This window comes from Bordetella genomosp. 13, from assembly GCF_007679965.1.
Lineage (GTDB): Bacteria > Pseudomonadota > Gammaproteobacteria > Burkholderiales > Burkholderiaceae_B > Bordetella.
In genome coordinates this window covers 482,491-502,458 of record NZ_VEHL01000003.1, presented here as the reverse complement: position 1 = coordinate 502,458, position 19,968 = coordinate 482,491, and the positions used below count along the sequence as shown (strand labels likewise).

At 68.8% G+C, this 19,968-nt stretch carries 18 protein-coding genes and 1 tRNA gene; 9 read left to right on the top strand and 10 right to left on the bottom strand.

All coding sequences use genetic code 11. The annotated features are described in order from the left end of the window. The first annotated feature begins 180 nt into the window (after positions 1–180). From FS845_RS11030 to FS845_RS11020, 3 genes are read left to right on the top strand one after another with little or no spacing between them, the layout of a single operon-like run. Positions 181–966: an amino acid ABC transporter substrate-binding protein gene (locus FS845_RS11030; RefSeq protein WP_144634343.1), complete on the top strand. Its 786-nt coding sequence runs from the start codon at positions 181–183 to the stop codon at positions 964–966. A 39-nt stretch (positions 967–1,005) separates the two neighbouring features. Then, positions 1,006–1,686, top strand: coding sequence for an amino acid ABC transporter permease (locus FS845_RS11025; protein WP_144634617.1), 681 nt, complete (start codon positions 1,006–1,008; stop codon positions 1,684–1,686). Continuing rightward, positions 1,683–2,456 (top strand): amino acid ABC transporter ATP-binding protein, encoded by a 774-nt coding sequence (locus FS845_RS11020; RefSeq protein ID WP_144634340.1) that lies wholly within the window; start codon positions 1,683–1,685, stop codon positions 2,454–2,456. Before FS845_RS11025 ends, FS845_RS11020 begins: the two co-directional genes overlap by 4 nt. Positions 2,457–2,488: 32 nt before the next feature. Here the strand turns inward: FS845_RS11020 and FS845_RS11015 are convergent, their stop codons facing one another. After that, positions 2,489–2,818, bottom strand: coding sequence for a SelT/SelW/SelH family protein (locus tag FS845_RS11015; RefSeq protein WP_144634337.1), 330 nt, complete (start codon positions 2,816–2,818; stop codon positions 2,489–2,491). 203 nt (positions 2,819–3,021) lie between these two features. On the opposite strand from FS845_RS11015, the gene FS845_RS11010 reads away from it, so the two are divergent. Next, positions 3,022–3,945 carry a LysR family transcriptional regulator gene (locus FS845_RS11010; RefSeq protein WP_144634335.1) on the top strand — a complete coding sequence of 308 codons (924 nt, stop codon included), beginning with the start codon at positions 3,022–3,024 and terminating at the stop codon, positions 3,943–3,945. A gap of 111 nt (positions 3,946–4,056) precedes the next feature. On the opposite strand, the gene FS845_RS11005 is transcribed toward FS845_RS11010, so the two are convergent. The 4 genes from FS845_RS11005 to araD form a co-directional block, all read right to left on the bottom strand. After that, positions 4,057–5,622: an EAL domain-containing protein gene (locus FS845_RS11005; protein ID WP_144634332.1), complete on the bottom strand. Its 1,566-nt coding sequence runs from the start codon at positions 5,620–5,622 to the stop codon at positions 4,057–4,059. Between the two features lie 190 nt (positions 5,623–5,812). Then, entirely contained in the window at positions 5,813–6,796 is a 984-nt protein-coding gene (locus FS845_RS11000; protein ID WP_144634329.1) for a Bug family tripartite tricarboxylate transporter substrate binding protein, read from the bottom strand. A 124-nt stretch (positions 6,797–6,920) separates the two neighbouring features. Further along, positions 6,921–7,640 carry a ribonuclease activity regulator RraA gene (locus FS845_RS10995; RefSeq protein WP_144634327.1) on the bottom strand — a complete coding sequence of 240 codons (720 nt, stop codon included), beginning with the start codon at positions 7,638–7,640 and terminating at the stop codon, positions 6,921–6,923. A 52-nt stretch (positions 7,641–7,692) separates the two neighbouring features. Continuing rightward, complete coding sequence (gene araD, locus FS845_RS10990; RefSeq protein WP_144634324.1) at positions 7,693–9,426, bottom strand: L-arabinonate dehydratase; 1,734 nt, start codon at positions 9,424–9,426, stop codon at positions 7,693–7,695. Positions 9,427–9,539: 113 nt separating this feature from the next. Between araD and FS845_RS10985 the strand changes: the two genes are divergently transcribed. Further along, positions 9,540–10,244, top strand: a complete 705-nt coding sequence (locus FS845_RS10985; protein ID WP_144634321.1) for a GntR family transcriptional regulator — start codon at positions 9,540–9,542, stop codon at positions 10,242–10,244. 22 nt (positions 10,245–10,266) lie between these two features. Here the strand turns inward: FS845_RS10985 and FS845_RS10980 are convergent, their stop codons facing one another. Continuing rightward, positions 10,267–11,820: a sensor domain-containing diguanylate cyclase gene (locus FS845_RS10980; protein WP_186332240.1), complete on the bottom strand. Its 1,554-nt coding sequence runs from the start codon at positions 11,818–11,820 to the stop codon at positions 10,267–10,269. A gap of 300 nt (positions 11,821–12,120) precedes the next feature. On the opposite strand from FS845_RS10980, the gene FS845_RS26910 reads away from it, so the two are divergent. Next, positions 12,121–13,089, top strand: a complete 969-nt coding sequence (locus FS845_RS26910) for a sensor domain-containing diguanylate cyclase (protein WP_144634315.1) — start codon at positions 12,121–12,123, stop codon at positions 13,087–13,089. Positions 13,090–13,107: 18 nt separating this feature from the next. Here FS845_RS26910 and FS845_RS10970 read toward each other — a convergent pair whose 3' ends face one another. Both FS845_RS10970 and FS845_RS10965 read right to left on the bottom strand, forming a co-directional pair. Then, positions 13,108–13,434 (bottom strand): hypothetical protein, encoded by a 327-nt coding sequence (locus FS845_RS10970; RefSeq protein ID WP_144634311.1) that lies wholly within the window; start codon positions 13,432–13,434, stop codon positions 13,108–13,110. 28 nt (positions 13,435–13,462) lie between these two features. Next, complete coding sequence (locus tag FS845_RS10965; protein ID WP_144634308.1) at positions 13,463–13,780, bottom strand: DUF1488 family protein; 318 nt, start codon at positions 13,778–13,780, stop codon at positions 13,463–13,465. 164 nt (positions 13,781–13,944) lie between these two features. Here FS845_RS10965 and xth point away from each other — a divergent pair, with 164 nt between their 5' ends. After that, complete coding sequence (gene xth, locus FS845_RS10960; RefSeq protein ID WP_144634305.1) at positions 13,945–14,733, top strand: exodeoxyribonuclease III; 789 nt, start codon at positions 13,945–13,947, stop codon at positions 14,731–14,733. A 35-nt stretch (positions 14,734–14,768) separates the two neighbouring features. Continuing rightward, positions 14,769–14,844, top strand: a tRNA-Ala gene (locus FS845_RS10955). 173 nt (positions 14,845–15,017) lie between these two features. Here the strand turns inward: FS845_RS10955 and FS845_RS10950 are convergent. Then, positions 15,018–16,205 carry a hypothetical protein gene (locus FS845_RS10950; protein ID WP_144634302.1) on the bottom strand — a complete coding sequence of 396 codons (1,188 nt, stop codon included), beginning with the start codon at positions 16,203–16,205 and terminating at the stop codon, positions 15,018–15,020. 7 nt (positions 16,206–16,212) lie between these two features. Then, on the bottom strand, positions 16,213–16,881 hold the full coding sequence (locus tag FS845_RS10945) for a hypothetical protein (RefSeq protein WP_144634299.1): 669 nt from the start codon (positions 16,879–16,881) through the stop codon (positions 16,213–16,215). A gap of 326 nt (positions 16,882–17,207) precedes the next feature. Between FS845_RS10945 and FS845_RS26495 the strand changes: the two genes are divergently transcribed. Further along, positions 17,208–19,802 (top strand): hypothetical protein, encoded by a 2,595-nt coding sequence (locus FS845_RS26495; RefSeq protein WP_186332239.1) that lies wholly within the window; start codon positions 17,208–17,210, stop codon positions 19,800–19,802. Positions 19,803–19,968 lie beyond the last annotated feature (166 nt).

The following is a 19,968-nucleotide window of genomic DNA, read 5'->3' as shown; positions in this document are numbered from 1 at the left end:
CACGGCGGCCGGGCCAGCCACCGCCCCAGCTTCCGAGGCGGGCCAGCGTGGCCCGGCAGCCTGCTCGACAAATAACCAATAGTTATCATTTCATCATTCCATATTCTTTGTGGAAAAATGAAGCCCTGGTTACAGTGAGCGCCCTACCCCTTTTTGTGAACGTCCACGCGGAGCTCCACGATGAAATTCTCCTTCCGTACCCTGCTCGTTGCCGGCGTCATGCAACTGGCCGCCCTGGGCGCCGCGCATGCCCAGTCCGAACTGGACGCCATCAAGAAGGCGGGCGCCATCAAGATCGGCACCGAAGGCACCTATGCGCCCTTCACTTTCCATGATGCCTCGGGCCTGACGGGCTTCGACGTCGAGATCGGCCGTGCCATCGCCCAGCAGCTGGGCGTGAAGGCCGAGTTCGTCGAAGGCAAGTGGGACGGCCTGATCGCCGGCCTGGATGCCAAGCGCTACGACGTGGTCATCAACCAGGTCGGCATCACCGAGGCGCGCCAGGCGAAGTACGATTTCTCGGAAGCGTACATCTCGTCGCCCGCCGCGCTGGTCGTGCGCGACGACAACAAGGACATCAAGGCCTTCGCCGACCTGAAGGGCAAGCGTTCGGCCAACACGCTGACCAGCAACTTCGGCAAGCTGGCGCAAAGCTACGGCGCCGAGATCGTGCCGGTGCAGGGCTTCAACGAATCCGTCGACCTGCTGCTGTCGCGCCGCGTCGACGCCACCGTCAACGACAAGCTGTCCTACCTCGACTTCAAGAAGCAGAAGCCCAACGCGCCGATCAAGGCCGTGGCCTACGCCGAAGGCAAGGACCTGAACTCGTCGGGCGTGCTGCTGCGCAAGAACAATCCCGAGCTGCGCGACGCCATCAACAAGGCGCTGGCGACCATCAAGTCGGACGGCACGTACAAGAAGATTTCCGAGAAGTACTTCGGCACCGACCTGTCGGCCGCCCAGTAAGCAGGCGACCCGTAGATGCTCTCCGAGTACGCGTCGCTGCTGCCAGCGTGGCTGCCGCTGATGGCAGAGTCCTTCTGGCCGCTGCTGCGCGCCGGCCTGACCTTCACCGTTCCCCTGGCCCTGCTGTCCTTCGCGGCGGGCCTGATGCTGGCCTTCGTGGTGGCGCTGATACGGCTGTTCGGGCCGGCGCCGCTGGTGGCGGTGGTGCGCTTCTACGTCTGGCTGGTACGGGGCACGCCGCTGCTGGTGCAGCTGTTCGTGATCTTCTACGGCCTGCCCAGCGCGGGCATCGTGCTCGATCCGCTGCCGGCGGCGCTGATCGGCTTCACGCTGAACGTCGGCGCCTACAACTCGGAAGTCATCCGCGCGGCCATCGAATCCATCTCGAAGGGCCAGTGGGAAGCCGCCTATTCGCTGAGCATGACGCGCGGCCAGGCCATGCGGCGCACCATCCTGCCGCAGGCCGCGCGCGTGGCGGTGCCGCCGCTGGCGAACTCCTTCATATCGCTGGTGAAGGACACCTCGCTGGCCGCGGTCATCACCGTGCCCGAGATATTCCAGGCCGCCCAGCGCATCGCGGCGGTCACCTACGAGCCGTTGGTGCTGTACGTCGAGGCGGCCGTGATCTACCTGGCCTTCAGCTCGGTGCTGTCCGTCCTGCAGACCCGCCTGGAACGGCGCTACGGACAGCACGCGGCCTTCTCGGGAAACCTGCGATGATCCGCCTGCAAGGCATCACCAAGACCTTCGACGGCAACCGCGTGCTGCACGGCGTGGACGTCGACATCCCCGAAGGCAGCGTCACCGCGCTGATCGGCCCGTCGGGCAGCGGCAAGAGCACGCTGCTGCGCTGCGTGAACCTGCTGGAAGTGCCCGAGGCCGGCACGCTGACGCTGGGCGAGGAAACGCTGCGCTTCAGCGCCCAGCGCCCCGCGGGCGAGGCCGTGCAGCGCATCCGCCGCCAGACCGGCATGGTGTTCCAGAACTTCCAGTTGTTCCCGCACCAGACGGCGGCGGCCAACGTCATGGAAGGACTGGTCACCGTGCAGAAGTGGGACAAGCCGCGCGCGCGCCAGCGGGCGCTGGACCTGCTGGAAAAAGTGGGCCTGGCCGCCAAGGCCGACGCCTGGCCGGCCACGCTGTCGGGCGGCCAGCAGCAGCGCGTGGCCATCGCCCGCGCGCTGGCGCCCTCGCCGCGCGTGCTGCTGTGCGACGAGCCGACTTCGGCGCTGGACCCTTCCCTGGCGGGCGAGGTAGTGGACGTGCTGCGCCGCCTGGCGGCGGAGGGCATGACCATGCTGATGGCCACCCACGACCTGCGCCTGGCCGCGGCCATCGCGCAGCAGGTCGTCTTCTTGGAAGCCGGCCAGGTGGTCGAGGCCGGCGCGCCGCGCCAGCTGTTCACGCAGCCGCGCGATCCGCGCACTGCGGCCTTCGTGTCCACGCTGACGCAGAGCAGCCTGCCCGAGGAATGGTCGCAGCCGGCCTGAACGGCATGGCACGGCTCGGGGACCGCGCGCCTTCACCCGCCCGTGTGGTCGCCCGCCTTCTTCCTGTCGATGTGTCCCAGGTCGCGCTGCGGATCCAGCCGGTCGCGCACCCGCTGCTTGAGCACCTTGGCGTCCGGAAAGCCCCCGTCCGTCACGCGGTCCCACAGCAGCTGGCCGTCGTAATGGATGCGGAACACGCCGCCGGTGCCTGGCAGCAGGGCCACCTCGCCCAGGTCGGTGGCGAACGTGGACAGCAGTTCCTGCCCCATCCAGGCCGCGCGCAGCAGCCACTGGCATTGCGTGCAGTATTGGATGGTGATGCGCGGGCCGGCGGCGGGCGCGGGGGTATCGGATGTCGTCATGCGCAGGGGCCGCGAGGGCCTTGAAACGGGCTGATGGGACGAGGCGCCTCGAACAGGCCGAGGCATCCCGTAACGAACCCGATGGAACGAGGCGGCGCGAACGGGCCTAGGCGCCCTCGAGGCCGGAAAGCACAGGAAGCGGATCTCCCGCGGCCCTGACGCCCTGCCTCGCCAGCCTATTTTGCCATGCTACGCTGCCCGCCATGCGCTTCGACCTGACCGACCTGCGGCTGTGCCTGGACGTCCAGGAGACCGGCACCATCACGGCGGCCGCGGCGCGCTCGCACATGACGCTGGCGGCCGCCAGCGAGCGCATCCGGGGCATGGAGGACGCGCTGGGCGTGCCCCTGATGACGCGCAACCGGCGCGGCGTCAACCTGACCCCCGCGGGCCGCACGCTGGCGCACCATGCCCGCACGGTGCTGCTGCAGATGGACCGCCTGCGCGGCGACCTGCAGCAATACGGCCACGGCCTGAAGGGGCACGTGCGCCTGCAGTGCAACACCTCGGCGCTCAGCGAATACCTGCCCGAGGCGCTGGCCGCCTTCCTGGCGCGCCACCCGGCCATCTCCATCGACCTGGAAGAGCGCGTCAGCCGCGACATCGCCGATGCGCTGCGCGCCGGCCTGTGCGACCTCGGCGTGATCGCCGATACCGCTGACCTGTCCGGATTGCAGGTCCACCCCTATCGCCCCGACCCGCTGACGCTGATCGTGGCGCGCGGCCACGCGCTGGCGCAACGCGCACGCGTCAGCCTGGCCGACGTCGCGCACCTGGACTTCGTGGGGCTGGAGGAAAGCAGCGCGTTGCAGGCGCACGTGGCCGGGCATGCGCGGCGCGCGGGCAAGCCGTTGGCCTACCGCATCCGGCTGCGCAGTTTCGAGGCCGTGTGCCGCATGGTGGGCCAGGGCATCGGGATCGGCGTGGTGCCGCAGGCCGCGGCGCTGCGCTACGGCCGCGCGGCCGGCATTCGCCGCGTGGCCCTGGCCGATGCCTGGGCCCATCGTTCGCTGGTGCTGGGCGTGCGGGCCGACGACGACCTGCCCGGCTATGTGAGGGAACTGATGCAGCACATCCTGGCCGGCGCGCCGGCAGGTGCCGCCGCCCAGGCCGATCAAGCCGATTAATCCGCTCAAGCCGCCGCCGGCGCAAGACCGGTTCGGCGCCAAAGCGCCGCGCAGCCCGCCAGATCGCCCTCGCGCCGCTCGGAGGCCAGGACCTCGATGGCGCCCGCCGCGCTAACCCTTGGCCGGCGCCCCGCCGCCGTTGCGGCGGTCGTAGAAATCGATGAACTCCGCCGGCGCCAATGCCTTGGCATACAGCCAGCCCTGCGCGTAGTCGACGCCCGCTTCGCGCAGATAGGCTTCCTGCTCGGCCGTCTCGACCCCTTCCGCCACGATGCGCAGCCGCAGGCCCTGCGCCATCTCGATGATGTGCGGCGTGACCACGCTGGTCGCGGCTTCCTTGCCGATGGCGTCGACGAAGGTCTTGTCGATCTTCAGGGTGTCCAGCGGCAGCTGCTCCAGCATCGACAGGCTGGAATAGCCCGTGCCGAAATCGTCGATGGCGACCACGTGGCCCGCCGCGCGCGCCGCCTCGATGGTCTTGCGGGCCGCCTTGGCATGGATGAAGCCGCGCTCGGTCGCCTCCAGCCAGATCTGCTCGGGATCGACGCCGTAGCGTTGCAGCGTGCGCGCCAGCACGGGCAGGAAACGCCCGCTCTCGATGTCGCTGGACGAGATGTTGATGGAGACGTGCATGCCGGGCTCCTGCGCCAGCGTCCTGGCGAGGTCCTGCACGACCCGTTCGATCACCAGGTCGGTGATGCGGGTGATCAGCCCCACCTGCTCCGCCAGGGGGATGAAGACGTTGGGCGGCACCAGCGAGCCGTCCGGCCGCTGCCAGCGCACCAGCGCTTCGCCGCCCACGCACAGGCCCGTCGACAGCTCGATGATGGGCTGGTAGTGCGCGACGAACTCGCGCTTCTTGATGGCGATCACCAGTTCGCCGCGTGGCGACAGGCGCTGCCGCGACATCCAGACCACCAGCGCCAGCAGCGCCACCGAGGCCAGCATGCCCAGCGGCACCAACGTCCACAATTCGCGGTCCAGCCGCTGCCGGATCGCGGCGCGCTCGGAGATCGCGAACACCGTCAGCCCCCGGCGGTTCTCGCTGGCATAGAAATGGTCGGCGTCCATGCCGTTGGCGGGATGCGCGAGCAGCGCGCGCACCAGGCCGGGATCGGCCTCGCCGGACATGGCGATCAGCTTGCCGTTCTCGGTGGCGATGCCCAGGGTCATGTGCGTGTCGCGCAGCACATCCACCAGTTGCTGCGGCCGGATCAGCACGTTGTGGCTGCCCTTGCTGAGCGCCAGCATCGGCCCGGCCTGCGACACCAGCGCATCGTGGCCCACGTGCAGGCCGAAGCCGTCGGGCAGCGTGGCGTCGAGCTCGCCGAACGGGATGCGCTGCATGACCACGCCCCAGCTGGTGCAGGCCAGCAGGTCGTTCTGGAAGAAGCCGACTTCGGCGATGTACGAGGATGCGACCGCCAGTTGCCGCATGCGTGCGATGTGCTCGGGCGAGCACTCGTCCCAGTTCTCTTTCTCGATGTCGTCGAGCAGCTTGCGGCCCTGCGACAGATTGGCATCGGCACGCTGCGCGGTCCAGGTGGCGTACTCGGACAGATGCCGAAGCTCGGCCTCGTTGGCCCGCACGCGCGAGAACTGCACCGTGGCGACCAATGGAAGGATCGCCGCGCAGATGGCCAGGCAACCCGCGACGATGAATACCTTTCGGCGCATGCGGGACGGGCTCCGGATACAGGCATGCTACGCACAGGCCGGCAACCTAGCGCCGATGCGGGCTGCCGGGCGAACGCCGATCGTAACGGCTGATGACGACGCGGGCAATGGGCAGAAACGCCAGCCGCCCTGCCCGCCCGCTTCATGCCCCGGCCCGCCGCATGCCGTGGACCGGGGGGCCGCCCGCGAGTCAGTCGACGCTGGCGCCCGACTTCTTCACCACCTCGGCCCAGCGCGGAATCTCGGCCGCCATCAGGTCGCGCAGCTGCTCGGGCGTGCTGCCCACCAGCTCCATGCCCATGGTCCTGCCCAGCTTCTCCTGCACGTCCGGCTCCTTCAGGATCGCGGCGATCTCCTGCGACAGCCGGTCGACCACGGTCTTGGGCGTGCCCTTGGGCGCGTACACCGCCTGCCAGGACGCCACGTCGAAGCCCGGCACGCCCGCCTCTTCCATCGTGGGGGTCTCGGGCGAGAGCTTGATGCGGTTCTTCGTGGTGACGGCCAGCAGCTTCAGCTTGCCGGTCTGCAGCAGCGGCAGCGCGGCCGTCATCTGGTCGAACATAAAGGTGACCGCGCCGGACGACACGTCCACCATGGCCGGCGGCGTGCCCTTGTAGGGCACGTGGGTCAGCGGCACGCCGATCATGCCGGCGAACAGTTCGCCCGTCAGGTGGGTGGACGTGCCCGCGCCCGACGAGGCGAAGGTGCGCTTGGTCGGGTCGCGCTTGAGCAGCGCGATCAGGTCTGCCACCGAGTTCACGCCCAGGTTGGGATCGACCAGCAGCACGTTGGGCAGCGTGGCCACCAGCGAAACCGGCTCGAAGTCCTTCACCGGGTCGTACTTCAGGCTCTTGTACAGGCTGGCGTTGATGGCGTGCGTGCTGATCGTGCCGCCGAACAGCGTATAGCCGTCCGGCGTGGCCTTGGCCACGTAGGCGGCGCCGATGCCGCCGGCCGCGCCGGGCTTGTTCTCGACCACCACGCTCTGGTGCAGGCGGTCGCCCAGTTTCTGGGCCAGCACGCGGCCGACGACGTCGGTCGAACCGCCCACGGTGAAGGGCACGACGTAGCTGATGGGTTTCTGGCCTGGCCAGTCGGCGGCCTGCGCGGACGGGGCTGTCGCGGCCAGGACGGCAGCCAGAGCGGCGGCCAGCACGTAGCGGGTGGGTTGCATGAGTTGTCTCCGGTGTTTTGTAGATATGGGTGTGGCCGGCCGCCGCGGGGCGACGCCGGCCGGTACTGCGGAAAAGCGCCGCGGCGCCGGGCCGGCCGGCCCGCGCCGCGGCGGAATCACGTCATCAGCGCCCCTGCCTCGCACGCCACTGCGCGAACTTCTCGCGCGTGGCCGGATCGGTGGGCGGGTACAGGCCCAGCACCGACGCGCCCTGCCGCACTTCGTCGGTCACGAAATCCTCGAAGGCCGTCATCTCCACGGCCTCGACCGCGATCTCGTCGGCGATGCCGGCGGGAATGACCACCACGCCCTCGCCGTCGCCCACCACCACGTCGCCCGGGAACACGGCCACGTCGCCGCAGCCGATGGGCAGGTTGATGTCCATGGCCTGGTGCAGCGTCAGGTTGGTCGGCGCCGACGGACGGTGGTGGTAGGCCGGCATGGCCAGCGTGGCGATCTCGGGCGAATCGCGGAACCCGCCGTCGGTGACCACGCCCGCCACGCCGCGCTTCATCAGCCGGGTGACCAGGATGCCGCCGGCCGACGCCGCGCGCGCGTCCTTGCGGCTGTCGATCACCAGCACGGCGCCCTCGGGGCAGGTCTCCACGGCGACGCGCTGCGGATGCGAGCGGTCCTCGAATACCTTGATGGTGTTCAGGTCTTCGCGCGCCGGGATGTAGCGCAGTGTGTAGGCCGGGCCGACCATGTTGGGCAGCGCGGCATTGAGCGGGCGCACGTCCTGGATGAACTGGTTGCGCAGCCCGCGCTTGAACAGCGCGGTGCACAGCGTGGCGGTGCTGACGCCCATCAGCCGGGCGCGCGTTTGGGGATTGAGCTGGGACACGGTGTCTCCGGTGTTTGTCCATGGCGGCGCGGACGTGGCCCGCGCCCGGGAGTCAGAAGATGGAAGGTTCGGGCACCGGCGCGCCGAAGCCGGTCTCCAGGAAATCGAAGTCGCAGCCGTCGTTGGCCTGCAGGATGTGCTGGCTGTACATCCATCCGTAGCCGCGCTCGTAGCGGCGCGGCGGCGGCGTCCAGGCGGCGCGGCGCGCGGCCAGTTCCTCGTCGCTGACGTTCAGGTGGATACGGCGCGCCGGCACGTCCACCGTGATCAGGTCGCCGGTGCGCACCAGGGCCAGCGGCCCGCCCACGTACGACTCGGGCGCGGCGTGCAGGATGCAGGCGCCGTAGCTGGTGCCGCTCATGCGGGCATCCGACAGGCGCAGCATGTCGCGCACGCCCTGCTTCACCAGCTTGGTGGGAATGGGCAGCATGCCCCACTCGGGCATGCCCGGCCCGCCCTGCGGCCCCGCGTTGCGCAGGATCATGATGTGGTCGGCGGTGACCTCCAGGTCTTCGTCGTCCACCGCCGCCTTCATGCTGGGATAGTCGTCGAACACCAGCGCGGGCCCCGTGTGCCGCAGGTATTGCGGCGCGCAGGCGCTGGGCTTGATCACGCAACCGTCCGGCGCCAGGTTGCCGCGCAGCACCGCCAGCGCGCCCTCGTCGTAGATGGCGTTGTCCAGCGGACGGATCACGTCGTCGTTGTAGACCTCGGCGCCCCGCAGGTTCTCGCCCAGCGTGCGGCCGGTGACGGTCATGGCCGTCAGGTCGAGGTGCCTGTCCGCCAGGCGGGTCATCAGGCCGGGCAGTCCGCCCGCGTAGAAGAAGTCTTCCATCAGGTAGGTGCTGCCGCTGGGCCGGATGTTGGCGATCACCGGCACCTTGCGGCTGGCGGCGTCGAAGTCGTCCAGTCCCACCGCGCAGCCGGCCCTGCGCGACATGGCCACCAGGTGCACGATGGCGTTGGTAGAACAGCCCATGGCCATGGCCACGTTGATGGCGTTGTGGAACGAAGCCGGCGTCAGAATGCGCTGCGGCGTCAGGTCTTCCCACACCATCTGCACCGCGCGCCGGCCGCATTCGGCCGACATGCGCATGTGGTTGACGTCGGCCGCGGGAATGGACGAGGCGCCCGGCAGCGTCATGCCGATGGCCTCGGCGATGGCCGTCATGGTGCTGGCCGTGCCCATCGTCATGCAGGTGCCGTAGCTACGCGCGATGCCGCCTTCCACCTCGGTCCATTCTGCCGTGGTGAGGTTGCCGGCGCGGCGCTCGTCCCACAGCTTCCAGGCGTCCGACCCCGAGCCCAGGATCTTGCCCTTCCAGTTGCCCCGCAGCATGGGGCCCGCGGGCACGTAGACGCACGGCAGGTTGGCGCTGATGGCGCCCATGATCAGGCCCGGCGTGGTCTTGTCGCAGCCACCCATCAGCACCGCGCCGTCCACGGGATGGCTGCGCAGCAATTCCTCGGTTTCCATGGCCAGGAAATTGCGGTACAGCATGGTGGTGGGCTTGACCATGGACTCCGACACCGAGATGGCCGGCAGCTCCACCGGGAACCCGCCCGCCTGGAACACGCCGCGCTTGACGTCCTCCACCCGTTGCTTGAAGTGGCTGTGACAGGGATTGAGGTCGGACCAGGTGTTGATGATGGCGATGACCGGGCGGCCCACCCAGTCCTGCGGGCCATAGCCCATCTGCATCATGCGCGAGCGGTGGCCGAAAGAACGCAGGTCGTCGTGCGCCATCCAACGGGCGCTGCGCAGGTCTTCGTAGGAACGTGTCATGGCGTGTGCGGTGGGTTGATCAGCAACGACGATTATTGAAACACTAATATATTAGTACGTCAATGCAGGAGGGCCTGGGTACAATCCGGGCATTTCCCCGCTTCTTTTCGCCTATGCCTTTGCTGGACACCCTGCCCGCCGACCTGCGCCTGGACCGCTCGCGCCACGCTGCCCCGCAGGTGTTCGAGAAACTGCGCGACCTCATCATGTCTCTGGAACTGGCACCCGGCGCCGTGCTGTCGCGCGGCGAACTGGCCGAGGCGTTCGGCCTGAGCCAGACGCCCATCCGCGACGCGCTCAGCCAGCTGCGAGACGAGGGCCTGGTCGACATCTTCCCGCAGCACACCACGGCCGTCAGCCGCATCGACATCGCCGCCGCGCGCCAGGCGCATTTCCTGCGCCGCTCGCTGGAACTGGAGATCGTCCACCAGTTGGCAGGCCGGGCGGACCCGGCGCTGGTCGACCGCCTGCAGGCGCACATCGACGTGCAGCGCGCCAATCTGGGGCCCGAGCGCTACCAGCGCTTCATCGCCGCCGACCAGGCCTTCCATCGCGAGATGCACGATGCCGCCGGCGTTGCCAGCCTGTGGGACCTGGAACAACGCTACAGCGGCCACGTGGACCGCTTGCGCCGGCTGCACCTGCCCGAGAAGGGCAAGGCCGAGCGCATCCTGCGCGACCACCAGCGCATCGTCGACGCCATCGCCGCGCAGGACGTGGCGGGCGCGCAGCAGGCGTTGCGCGAGCACCTGTCGGGCACGCTGAGCCAGGTCGACGAGATCTGCAGCCGCTATCCGGATTACGTGGTGCCGGCCTGAACAGCGGAACGCGGTTCGCGCGCTACGGCGCGCCGCGCACGCAGTTCTTGCCCGCGCGCTTGGCGTCGTACATGGCCTGATCGGCCTGCGCGAACACCGCTTCCATGGTCGAGCCGTGGTCGGGCCAGCGCGCCACGCCGATCGACACGGTGACGCCGCCCAGCTGCGCCTGCACCGCCGCGCGCAGGCGTTCGGCGAAGCCCAGGCCGTCCGCGCGGTCCACGCCGGGCACGAACACGGCCAACTCCTCGCCGCCCATGCGCGCGGCGATGTCGTCCTCGCGCACCTGGGCGCGCACCACGTCGGCCAGGCCGCGCAGCACCTCGTCGCCGGCCGCATGGCCGCGCGTGTCGTTGATCTGCTTGAAATTGTCGACGTCCAGCAGCACCACGGCCATCGGCACGCCCTGGTGGCGCGCCTCGCCCAGGGCCTCGTCCGCGCCGCGCCGGTTCAAGAGGCCCGTCAGCGGATCCGAGGCGCGCTCGCGCTTGAGCCGGCCGATGCGTCCGGCCACTGCGCTGGCCGCGCGCAGCATCGCGCCGCGCAGCTGTTCGACCTCGAAATACCAGCCGTTGACGCCGCGGATCTGGTCCGTGGCCTGGTTGGAACCCAGCTCGCCGGCCGCGTCGGCCAGCGTGCGCAGCGGCACCGACACGAATTGCGCCAGCCACCAGATGCCCGCCAGGCACAGCGCGATGATGGGCAGCGAGAACAGGAACATGCGCAGGAACAGCGCCTCGACCACGTCCAGCGCCATCGCCGTCGGCCGCTGGGCGATCACCGTCCAGCCCGTGGAAGTGATGCGGGAATAGCCGGCCAGTTCATCCGTGTCGTGCTCGTCCCGCACCCGGGACGAGCCGGTCTTCACCGACTGCGCCACCAGCACGGCGGGCGTTCTGGCGACCTGCTCGCCGACCTTGGCGATGTCGGGGTGATAGAGCACACGGCCGCCCTTGTCGACCACGTACAGCACCGAGCCGTCCGTGAAGTCGTGTTCGGCCAGCACCGTGTGCAGGGCATTCTGCTCGTGCAGGTAGATGGTGCCGATCAGCGCGCCGGCGTAGTTGTCGTCGGCGTCGAAGATCGGATGCGAGATCGTGACGACCCAGCGGCCGGTGACCGCGCGAAACGGCTGGGACGTCAGCGGCGCCTTCGCGCCGAGGATGCGGCGCACCTCGTCGCTCTGCAGCACCGTGCCCAGCAGGCCCAGCGTGGGCGGGATGGTGGCCAGCACGGTGCCATACCGGTCGACCACCAGCAGCGAATTGAAGGTATTGGTGACGCGCGACAGCCGGCCGACCACCAGCTTGGCCGACTGGCCGTACAGGTCCGTCCGGCCGCCCAGTTCGTCCGCGCCGGCCCCCAGCAGCTGCCGCGCGCCGTCCAGGAACACGTCCGTCGCCTGCGCCACTTTGTTGGCGTAGACACGGTTCAGTTCCAGCGTGGTCGTCAGCAATGCGCTTTGCTGGACGCGGTACGCGGCCAGGAACGTGTTGACCAGTGCCAGGGCGAAGATGACCAGCGACGCCCAGAGGATGAGGTGGCGCAGGTCGGGACGGAGGGAGATTCGGTTCATTATTGTTTGGACGCGCACCCGGCAGCGCCGACCTACGGCGAGCGGACCGGTGGCGAATTGTAGGCGTCCGGGGCCCCGCCATCCACGTGAAAACGCTATCACGCTTGAGGATGTGAGCCTTTCGCGACACTGCGGCCTTCGCAGGCTTGACCGTTTCCGGATGAAACGGGAGTTTTCAGCAAACAGCGGGTCCGTCACCATGAACTAGAATGGCGGCAAGTACAGCGAGTATGCCTTGCCGGGTGCCTTGCGCCGCGCAGGCTGCTCCATCACACGTCACCGCCAGTAGAGGTATGTGTCATGCAGGCTGCGCCCGTTCCGGCCGACGAAAAAGCGCGCATCGCGGCGCTTCGTTCCCTCAATATCCTCGATACGCTGCCCGAAGAACGCTTCGACCGCTACACCCGCATGGCCCGCCGCCTGTTCGGCGTGCCGGTGTCGCTGGTCAGCCTGATCGACACCGATCGACAGTGGTTCAAGTCGCGCATGGGGCTGGATGTGCCGCAGACGCCGCGCGACGTCTCCTTCTGCGGCCACGCCATCCTCAGCGACAACGTCATGCTCGTGCCGGACGCCCGGCAGGACGAACGCTTCCACGACAATCCGCTGGTGTCCGGCGACCCGCGCATCCGCTTCTATGCGGGTTGCCCGTTGTCCGCGCCCGATGGCAGCAAGCTGGGCACCCTGTGCCTGCTGGACTTTGAGCCGCGCATCATGGATGAAGAGAATCAGGGCTTGCTGCGTGACCTGGCCAACATGGTCCAGGAAGAACTGTCCAGCCTGAAGCTGGCCGGCACGGATCCGCTGACGGGGCTGTCCAACCGGGCGGGCTTCGAGACCCTGGCCATGCACGCGCTGAGCTTCTGCCTGCGCATGGAGAAGTCGGCCACCCTGCTGTTCTTCGACCTGAATGAATTCAAGCCCATCAACGACCGCTTCGGACACGCCGAAGGAGACCGGGCGCTGGTGACCTTCGCCGCGGTGCTGCGCAGCTCGCTGCGCAACATGGACGTGATCGCGCGGCTGGGCGGCGACGAGTTCGTGGTGCTGCTGGTGGACGCCAGCGGCAGCGACGTCGAGCGGATCGCGGCGCGGCTGCAAGAGTCGCTGGACGAGAAGAACCGGTCGCTGCAGCGCGGCTACGACATCAAGTACAGCATGGGCCAGATGACGTACGACCCGCAACGGCATGCGTCGGTGCAGGCGTTGCTGGCGGATGCGGATGCGTCGATGTACGAGCAGAAACGGGCGGGCAAGACATCCCGTTGATGGACGCAGCCCGGATTCCTATTCGATGTCCGGCTCGTAGGCTGACAGCGCCTTCTGCACCGCCGCGTCGCCCTTGTAGGCGGCCTTGAGCTTCTTCAGCTCCGCATCCGTGCCGGTGCAATAGCGGTCCAGCGCGGCCGAAATCTCCTCGAAGCGCTTGTCGTCGGTGGGGTCTTCACCGCGAAAGTGATCGCACCGTTCGCGGCGCTCGATGAAGGTGCGGACGTCGCCGGGCAGCGTCTGCCCGTCTTGCCGGGCGGACGTGGCGGTTTGCGCGGGACCGCAAACTGTCCAGAGCGCCGTCGCGCACACCGCTGCCAGGTCAACCCGGCGTGTAGAGATCACGCGATCCGTGAAGGCCGGACCAGGCATATCAGTCGACCGACCCCGCGCTGTCCTCGCCGATGCTGCGCACCGCTTCCTTCCTGCTGCCCGGCCGGTTGTGCGGCGCCAGGTCCTCCGCCTTGACCAGCGGCTCCATCGCTTCGTCCAGCAGCTGTTCCGCGCGGTTGCGGATGTGCGTTTCATTGTCCGCAAAGGCCTTCAAGCGCGCCGCCTCGCCTTCCCCGCAGCCGTACGCCTCGGCCAGCGCCTGCCCCGTCACGGCCGCCTCCACCCATTCGCTGGTCTCGCCTTGCATGCAGAAAACGACCAGATCCTGTTTGGCGTCGTAGTGAACATTCTTGTCCATTGCAGCTCTCCTGTGTTCTCGGGACAACCGGCACGCGCTTCGCTTCCAACGCGGCGATCGCCCATTTTACGGGGTACTGCGCGCAGCCAGCATGCGCTGTGCCCGCGAACGGACACGCCACCTGGCTGTTACCATGGCGCATCCCAAGCACACCCTCGCGTCACATGAAGCTAGCCACCTGGAACGTCAATTCCCTCAACGTCCGCCTGCCGCAGGTACTGGACTGGCTGTCGGCCAATCCCGTCGATGCGCTGTGCATCCAGGAACTGAAGCTGTCGGACGACAAATTTCCCACGGCCGCCTTCACCGAAATCGGCTATCACGCCGCCTTCACGGGCCAGAAGACGTACAACGGCGTGGCCATCCTGTCGCGCGAACCTGCCCGCGACGTCGTGCGCAACATTCCCGGCTACGAAGACCTGCAGCAGCGCGTGGTCGCGGTGACGCTGCCCAGCCCGGCGGGCGACGTGCGCGTCATCTGCGCCTACTGTCCCAACGGCCAGTCGCTGGAGTCGGAAAAATACATCTACAAGCTGGAGTGGTTCTCTGAGCTGAAGCGCTGGCTGCAGGAAGAGATGGCCGCGCATCCGCGCCTGGCCATCCTGGGCGACTACAACGTGGCGCCCGCCGACGAGGACGTGCACAACCCCGAGAAGTGGGTGGGGCAGGTGCTGGTGTCCGAGCCCGAACGCTCGGCCTTCCGCGCCCTGCTCGACCTGGGCCTGACGGATTCGTTCCGCCAGTTCGAACAGCCCGAGAAGTCCTTCAGCTGGTGGGACTACCGCCAGTTCGCGTTCCGCCGCAACGCCGGCCTGCGCATCGACCACATCTTGCTGACCGACTCGCTGATGAAGGCCTGCACGGCCTGCGTCATCGACAAGGAACCGCGTCGCAACGAGCAACCGTCGGACCATACGCCGGTGGTGGCGACGCTGGAACTGGGTGGCGCCTGAGTTGAAAATCAGGTATAGTCCTGCTCTTGCTTGATGGGGCGGTAGCTCAGCTGGGAGAGCGTCGCGTTCGCAATGCGAAGGTCGGGAGTTCGATCCTCCTCCGCTCCACCAACATCCCAGTCAAAGAAGGCACCCATTTCTCGATGGCGTGCCTTTTTTGCTTTTCGGGCCGTCCGCCATGGCCGGCGTTGCGGGGCATGCCCGTAGGCCGGGAGCGGACTGTGGATCGTGGCCGCGGGCCACGGCCGGTGCCGCATACACCGCGTCTCGGCCTCCCTCTGGCCCTACCCGCACGCCTTCGGATCCGCCTGGGTCGGATCGATGCAGCGCCGCCACGTCTGCGCGTCCAGCGCGCTGACCGGCAGCACGCGGCTCATGGGAGAGTAGTACAGGAACACCCGGCCCGGCGTTTCCAGCAGGGCGCGATGGAACGCGTGCGCCTGGTCGGCGCCCAGCACCACGTTGCCGTTCGGGGTGCTGCGGCCTTGCAGCAGCACCGTCTGCACGGCCGGATCCCACGAATACATGCCGTCGTCCACCAGGGTGTCCGCGGGCACGCGCACCACTTGCCAGGCCTCGTCGGGAATGCCGGTGGGGACCACCGGCGAGGTGCCGGCGGCCACCACCAGCACGCGGTCGCGGTCATTCCGGGGCACGGCGTAGGCCAGCATCGTGTCGGGATGCGCGGAGTCCGGCATCAGGCGGTACACGGCATCCACCTTGCCGTCCGTGCCCAGGCGGCGCACCACCGCACCCTCCGGGCCCGCGCGCAGGTCGACGGTACGCAGCAGCTTGCCCTGCGCATCACGCACGTAGTACACGCCCGCGGCCGGCGCAGCGGCGCCCGGCGCAGCGGCGTCCGGCGTGGAGACGTCCGGCGTGGATACGTCCGATGCGGCGGCGCCCGGCGTGGCGATGCCCGGCCCGGAGGCGCCGCATTCTGCGCGCGCGGCGAGGACCCCGCCCTGGGCATCGCGCGTGAGGCAAGCCTGGCTGCGCAGCTTGCCGCCGTCGCGCGGGCCGTCGTATTCGGCGTAGCCGGTGATCCTGCCCTGCGCATCGTAGGCAAGGCGGAAGCCGCCCTCGTCCACCGCGCCGCCCCGCGTGGCGCGCAGGCGGTCGACGCGGCACAGGCGTCCGTCGGCATCGCGCTGCAGGAACGTCAACGCCCGCCTGGGGTCCGCCACGCCATAGACCGACCAGTCGACCGCGTCGATCCAGGTCCGGGGGACGAGGTCGTCATCCGCCAGCACGATCGGCGCCGGCCCGGCCAGCACGCGCTCGCCCTTCGGGCCCAGCAATACCCGCGTGTCGTGCGCCGGCAGCTCCAGGCCCAGGGCCTGGGCGTGCAGGCCTTCGGATTGCGCGCTGCGGTCCAGCGGCGCGTCCAGCGGCTCGCAGGCCGCCCAGGCCAGCGCGGGCAAGGACGACAACAGCAAGGCGCCCAATGCGCGTACGGCATGTCGCCTCATCGTCGTCTCAACCATGCTGCTTGTTGTCCAGGAAACGGATCACGCCCCAGAACTCCTGCGTGATGGCGCCCAGTCGCAGGCGCGGGCCCTCTTCGAACAGCAGGAAGGGATACGCGTGCCGCGTCAGCGTGCCCTCGGGCGGCAGTCCGTAGGGCTTGAAGGCCTCGGGGTCGTTGAAGTAAGGCTCGAGCAGGCCGCCGCCGTCGATGTGCAGGTACCAGACGCGCAACTGCAGCGGAGCCCTGTCCTTCGGCTGGTCGGTGTACAGGCCGCCGTCTCCGGCGACCACCGCGTCGCGCAGCACGCCGAACACCAGCCGCGCCGGCCCCTGGAACGCGATGCCGCCCGCTGCCGAGCCTTCGGGCTGTTCGCTCAGCAGCCGCACGAAATCCACCGCGCGCGAGCCCGGCACGATGGTGTCGGCGAACAGGCGCTCGATGTCCGCATCGCTTGGATCGCGCAGGCCCGACAGCTTGCGGAAGTCGCGCTGAAAGTCCTCCACCCAGCGCGCGTACCGCTCGGTCTGGGCCTGCCGGTCGAAGGCGTGGGCCACGGGCGCGCAGGCCGGTGCGCCCAGTCCGGCCAGCATGGCCAGGGCAAGCAGTCCTGACCGCAGTCCAGGCAAGGCGCCGCGGCGCCACGCCGATTGCAGACTCGCCGTGCGTGGGGCAGACATGCAGGGACTCTCCTGATCGTTGCGGCGCGCATTCCACCGGTGACGGGCATTATGTGCAAAGCAGGACTGCGTGTCATCCGCCCTGGGATCGACGGGGCGGCTCGACCGCAGGAGGGCGACGATGCTCGCCGCGAGAAACCCGCGTGTCCATCCGCACACGAGGCTGCGATGAGGCGCATCGAATCGCGTGCGATCGGCCGCGATGGGCCTGCGATAGGCGGCATCGTGCAGCTCCAGAACCTTCCGCAAGATCTCGTCAAATCCTGAAACGGCCGCCGCGCGCGCTGCGGGAATAATGCGCCCTCGACTACGCCACCCTGCCGGACATGCCCGCACCCGACGTCTCTGGATCCAAGCGCCACGCCCTGAAAATCGCCCTGGCGTATCTGCTGATACGCGGCATTCCAGACCTGTTGCTGGTGTTGCTGGACCTGCTGCCGCCGGAGACCTTCGAAGCGCTGGTACGGACGCACGAGGCCTGGCTGCGCCACGTGTATCCCATCGTGCCGATGCAGGTGCTCAACGTGCCCCAGGGGTTCCAGCAGGCGCTGGCGCTTGCGCCCGTGCTGGCCATCGAAGTGCTGCTCGTGTTCCTGTTCAGCGCCCGGATCCTGCGCCGCAGGCCATGGGCCGCGGCAGGCGCAGGCGCCCGCGGCTGGATCGTTTTCATCGCGGCCGCGCTGGTCTGGTCGTTCGCACTCCGCCATCAATTGCTCGCCTATGTGCAGGGCTTGTCCTTCGAGGGCCTGCGCAGGCTGCATGAAGCGGCGGACCTGGACCAGATGGCGCCTTTCCTGCGCAGGGAGTACTGGACGCTGACCGCGGTGATCTACGCATCGGCGCCGCTATGGGCCTGGTTGCCCACGTGGCTGCATTTCCGGTCCGCTCGGGCGTCCGCCGGCGCGATATCGAACACAGTCGTCCCGCCTGTCGAGCCCGGGGTGCCTGCGCTGCGACGACCCACCGTATTCGCGACGTTCCTGCTGGGATGCCTGGGAATGCACGTCGCGCTGCTGCAGGCCGTCTACATGGGCCTGTGGCCGTGGATGGCGGAACTGGCGGACGTCGACCTGCCCATGGAGGCGCTCAACGGGCTGAGCCTGCCGCTGGCGCTCGGCCAGATCGGGCTGGCCGGCCTGGCGTGCGCCGTGGCCGCCCATGTGTACGCGCGCCGCGTCGAATTTGCCGATGACGGCGCGTTCCCAATGGTGCTCAAGCCCTTGCTGGCGGGCATCGGCGCCTACCTGTTGACGAGCTTCGTGTTGCTGGCCCTCGCGTGGCTCGCGGCATGGGCAAGCCCGGGACTGGTCTACTCGCTGCCGCGGCAGTTCGCGGGCGATCCGCAAAGCGCCCTGCCCTGGGCCGTCGCCGTGACCATCGCCGCCTTCGTGCTGCTGTGCCTGGCCAGCGGCCGGATGCGCGCCTCGCCGCGGCGTTGGAGCGCCGTGCTGGCCGTGCTGGCGCTGTGCGCCGCCCTGCCCGCCTATGTGGCGTGGACGCTTGCGCGTTCCAACCTGGGCCTGGCCGGCAGCGCGCCCGGCATGGCGGTGACCGGGGAGCTGGGCAGCGCCCGCTGGCGCAGCATGGCGCAAGGCTGCACCGGCGTCGTCCAGACCCGCCACGGCACCTGGCTGATCGCACGCAACGAGGACGCTCTCGGTTCGGCCTCGTACGTACCGGAAGGCGTGCAGGACCTGAGCCGGCTCGTTGCCCGGGACCAGCAGGACGATGAACGGCAAGGCTATCGCGGATTCGGCTCGCGGCCCGAGCTGACCACGCTGGCGCGCCTGCAGGACGACGGCAGCTTCAAGCTCGTGGCCGCCGTGCCGGACAGCGCCTGCATGGTGGTGTCGCCGCAGTCCGACACCTTGTTCCTGCTGACCGACGTCGAGCGCCCGCAGTCGTCGTCGCTGGCGCGCGAACAGACTGCCGTGTTCCGCTCCGCCGATCACGGCGCGACCTGGGAGTGGGTGCAATCCGGCTTCCTGTCCGAGGTCGACACATTCGCCTCGAACCTGGCGCCCACGTTCGCTTCGGACCAGGACGTCTGGGCCTGGGGCGGCGAACCCACCGGGGAGGCCGCCGAGACCGTCTGGGGCCGCCCCGAGCCCGTGACGCCGCGCCACGCCGCGGACGGCCGCGAAATCAAGCCCACCGGCCTGTTCCATTCGCCCGATCAGGGCCGGACCTCGCGCGTGGTCTACAGCCCCGAACCCTTGATCGCCCCCAATGCCTACCTGCGCGAACTGGTCGGCGACTCGATGGCCACCTTTCCCAACCGCCGCGATATGGACCAGGATCGCTACGTGGTCCAGACAAGCGGCGAGCGCGCGTACGCCTGGGCGTCAGAGGTCATCTGGCATGACGCGGGCAAGGGCAGCCGGCGGCTGACGCTTACTACCCGCGCCGAGCTTTCGCGCCTGGGGCCGGAAGGCGAATGGCAAGTCACGAAGGTGACTCGCCAGGCCGGCACGCGCATCGTGCAGCTGTCGACCTCGCTCGATGGCAGGACCTACGCCGTACAGGAAGACGAGGACGGCAAATGGCTCGTCCGGCTCGATACCGCGACCGGCAAATGGGTCGAGCGGCAAAGGATGCCCTCCCTGCTGCCCCGCTGGCTGGCGCAGGACCGCACGTTGGCGCGCTATTTCTGGAGCAACGGCCAGTATCAGGTGGTCAGCCTGTGGGGCGATACCGTCCTGCCGCGATGGCTGGCGCCCTTCACGAAGGACCGCGCCGAGATCGACACCGACGCGCATTTCTATACCCGCGACGGTGGCCGCACCTGGCGCCAGCTGGCCATCCCCGGCTACCTGGGCGTGATGGGACTGTCGCCGCACGATGGCAAGCTGTATTGGAACCGGGGCAACTGGTACAGCAACGACGAGCCGGTGCAATGGGAGTACGACCTGGCGAAGTAGCAAGCCGTTCGGCCACCGCTGCTCGGTGACAGCTTTACGCGCAGGAGATGCGCTGTAATCGCGCAACGGTAGCCGAGCCTGTGCCGATTCCCGCGCGCGATGCCCATGCAACAACCCGACCTCTGCGGAAGCGCGAATGAAGCCATCCATCGCAGTACGCGTGCTT